This window comes from Synechococcus sp. R55.3, assembly GCF_047461975.1.
Lineage (GTDB): Bacteria > Cyanobacteriota > Cyanobacteriia > Thermostichales > Thermostichaceae > Thermostichus.
This window is the reverse complement of record NZ_JANSIG010000140.1, coordinates 1-3,473: the sequence shown is the minus strand read 5'-3', so window position 1 is coordinate 3,473 and position 3,473 is coordinate 1. Positions and strand designations below refer to the sequence as shown.

Genomic DNA, 3,473 nt, shown 5'->3' with positions numbered 1-3,473 from the left:
ACTTGAGCAACCGCTATCATGTCTGCTCTGGTTGTGGGTTTGAAATCCCCAGGGATCGGGGCTCGGTGATGGTGATGCACAATGTTGCAATAAACAAGCAACCGGGGTTGGGAACCGGCCTCGTGAGTCTTGGATGTCTCAGCACTACTTCAAAGTCCTGATGCTCAGGGCTATGAAGCAACTGGGGCAGAGGAAGAGACAGAAACTTCACCGTCAAGCGAATGGGGCATCAGAAACCCCATCCGCCTATGCGGTGGGGTAGTTCATTGAAGCTTATGATTCAAGCCGAGCCAAAAAGATTCGGCACAATGGGGAGAGCCATTTCACCAAGCTGTTGAGGACATCGCTATGGCCTACAAACTCTGGATCGACGGCCAATGGGTCGATAGCCAAGGGGGGGGGTTGATGACCATCGAGAACCCGGCCACCGGCGAGAAACTGGCAGAGGTGGTGGATGCTAGCCCTGCCGATGTGGATCGGGCGGTGCAAGCTGCCCAGACCGCTTTCTACGATGGCCGTTGGTCGAAACTTACCCCCGGCGAGCGATCCCTGGCCCTCTGGAAATTGGCAGATCTGATCGAGGCTCGTGCCCCAGAACTGGCTCGTGTGGAATCGGAAAACACCGGCAAGCCCTACGAGTTCCTCAGCTTAGGGGGAGATTTGCCGTTTGCGGTGGATAATCTGCGTTTCTTCGCCGCTGCCGCCCGCGACATCCATGGCTTTAGCGCCGGGGAATATGCCAAGGGCTACACCTCCCTCTTTCGCAAAGAGCCGGTGGGGGTGTGCGCTCAAATTACCCCCTGGAACTATCCGCTGATGATGGCCGTCTGGAAGATCGGCCCCGCCCTGGCCGCCGGCTGTACGGTGGTGCTCAAGCCCGCTCCTGCCACCCCCCTGACCACCCTGATGCTGGGAGAACTGATCGCCGAGGCCGGGATCCCGCCAGGGGTGGTCAACATCGTTACCGGGGGCAATGCTACCGGCCAAGCCCTGGTAGAGCACCCGCAGGTGCGAATGGTCAGCCTTACCGGCTCCACCGCCACCGGCAAGCAGGTGATGCGGACAGCAGCAGAGACCCTGAAGCGGGTGCATTTGGAACTGGGGGGCAAAGCGCCGTTTATCGTCTTCGAGGATGCGGACGTAGAGACCGTTGCTGCCAAGGCCACGTTTGCTGCCACCGTCAACACCGGCCAAGACTGTACGGCGGCCACCCGCGTCTACGTGCAAGAGAGCAAGCTGGCGCAGGTACAAGAGGCCATTGTAGAGGCCATGCGCAAAGTGACGGTGGGATCCCCCTTTGAGGCCGGGGTGGAGATGGGGCCTTTGGTCTCGGCAGTCCAGCGGGAGCGGGTGATGGGATTTGTGGAGCGGGCCAAAGCAGAGGGAGCCAAGGTGCTGACCGGCGGTCGGATCCCTTCCCAGTTTGCCCAAGGCTACTACTATGAACCCACGGTGATTGCCAATGTTGATCAAAAGGCGGAGATCGTACAGAGTGAGGTTTTTGGGCCGGTTCTCACGCTCGGCTCGTTTCGTGAAGAAGCGGAAGCGCTACGCCTGGGCAATGACGTCCTATACGGGCTGGCGGCTTCTGTGTGGACTCAGGACATCGGACGAGCGATGAAGTTGGCCGCCGATCTAGAGTTCGGCACCGTCTGGATCAACGACCATATTCCCATTGCCTCTGAGGCCCCCCATGGCGGCTTCAAGCAGTCGGGATTTGGCAAAGATCTCTCGGCAGAGGCGGTGCGCGACTACCAAATCACCAAGCACGTGATGATTGCAACCCGCTGAAGCAATGCCCATCTTGAGCAGAGATGACCACCAAACGGCAGTAGCCCACCCGGAGCATTCCCAGTCGCCGTGAAGCCGTTGGCGGCCTGGATTCCGGCCCACCTCCCTTGGGAGAGGGATTTAGGGTGGTCGCGTCAGCGGCGCGGAGCGCTCGGGGAACTCCCTAAAGCGATAGACTGGGGTGTGCAGCTCCCTGTCCGCTGCGAATCGGCCCGATTGGATCTTGATCGCCAAGCTTTACCCATGGGATCCGCAACTCTATCCGCCCCTTGTACCTTTCCCCTCACCGCTGTGGTGGGGCAGCAGGCGGCCAAGCTGGCTCTGCTGTTGGCAGCGGTGGATCCCAGCCTAGGGGGGGTGGTGCTGGTGGGGCCGCGTGGCACGGCCAAGTCGGTTTTAGCCAGAGGGATCCACGCCTTGCTACCGCCCATCGAGGTGATTGCGGGATCCTATTGCAACGACGATCCGGCGCGACCGGACACCTGGTCGGACTGGGCCAAGGCTCGCTACCCAGCCGGAGAGGTGCCGCCCACCCAAGTGATATCGCCCCCCTTTGTCCAGATTCCCCTGGGCGTGACCGAAGATCGGCTGCTGGGATCCGTGGATGTGGGAGCTTCGGTGGAGCGGGGAGAAACCGTCTTTCAGCCGGGGCTGCTGGCTGCCGCCCACCGGGGTGTGCTGTACGTGGACGACATCAACCTGCTGGATGACTCAATTGCCGATCTGCTGCTGACGGTGGTGGGCGATGGGGTGAATCGCCTGGAGCGGGAAGGGATCAGCCTGCAACACCCCTGTCGGCCCCTGCTGGTGGCCACCTACAACCCCGAGGAGGGATCCCTGCGCCCCCACTTGCTGGATCGCATGGCCATGGTGGTGCCGCTGGAGCGGGATCTGAGCCTGGAGGAGCGGCGGGAGATTGCCCAGCGAGCCAGCCAATTCGGCGATGCCCCCGAACCCTTTCTGGCACAACACCAAGCAGAACTGGAAGAAATCCGCACCCAGATTGTCCTGGCCCGAGAGTGGCTGCCCCAGGTCAAACCCCAGCGGGAACAGATCCACTACCTGGTGCAAGAGGCCATCCGCGGCAATGTCCAAGGCCATCGGGGAGAGCAGTTTGCCCTACGGGCCGCCTGTGCCCTGGCAGCTCTGGAAGGACGGGATCGCCTGTTGGCCGAGGATCTGCAGCAGGCTGTGCAACTGGTGCTGCTGCCCCGCGCCCAATACGACCCCGACCAGCCCCCCCCTCCCCCCCCGCCACCATCCCAACAGTCGGATCCCCCGCCGCCGGATCCCGACAAGGATGGGGAAGATAGAGAGGAAACGGATCCCCAACCGGAAAACCTGAGTCTGCCGGAAGAGTTTTTCTTCGAGCCGGAGCGCATTGCCCTCGACCCGCGCCTGCTGGCCTTTGCCCAGTCCCTCAACCAACAGGGGAAAACGGGATCCCGCAGCCTGGTGTTCAGCGCCGACCGGGGCCGTTACATCAAGCCCATCCTGCCCCAGGGATCCAACCCCCGCATTGCCGTCGATGCCACCTTGCGAGCCGCTGCTCCCTACCAGAAGAGCCGCCGCCAGCGACAACCGGGACGCGCCGTCGTCGTGGAACCGAGCGATATCCGCGCCAAAAAGCTGGTTCGCAAGGCCGGAGCCCTGGTGATCTTTGTGGTGGATGCCTCCGGCTC

The 3,473-nt window shown here is 62.1% G+C and carries 2 protein-coding genes; both read left to right on the top strand.

Features of this window, described 5'->3' with window-relative positions; translation table 11 throughout:
• Positions 1-348 precede the first annotated feature (348 nt).
• The gene (locus tag NW849_RS14090; protein ID WP_414358449.1) at positions 349-1,791 is read left to right on the top strand and encodes a gamma-aminobutyraldehyde dehydrogenase; all 1,443 of its coding nucleotides are present in this window, start codon (positions 349-351) and stop codon (positions 1,789-1,791) included.
• A 243-nt stretch (positions 1,792-2,034) separates the two neighbouring features.
• Positions 2,035-3,473, top strand: a 1,439-nt coding sequence (locus tag NW849_RS14085) for an ATP-binding protein (RefSeq protein ID WP_414358447.1), incomplete at its 3' end; no start/stop codon positions are given.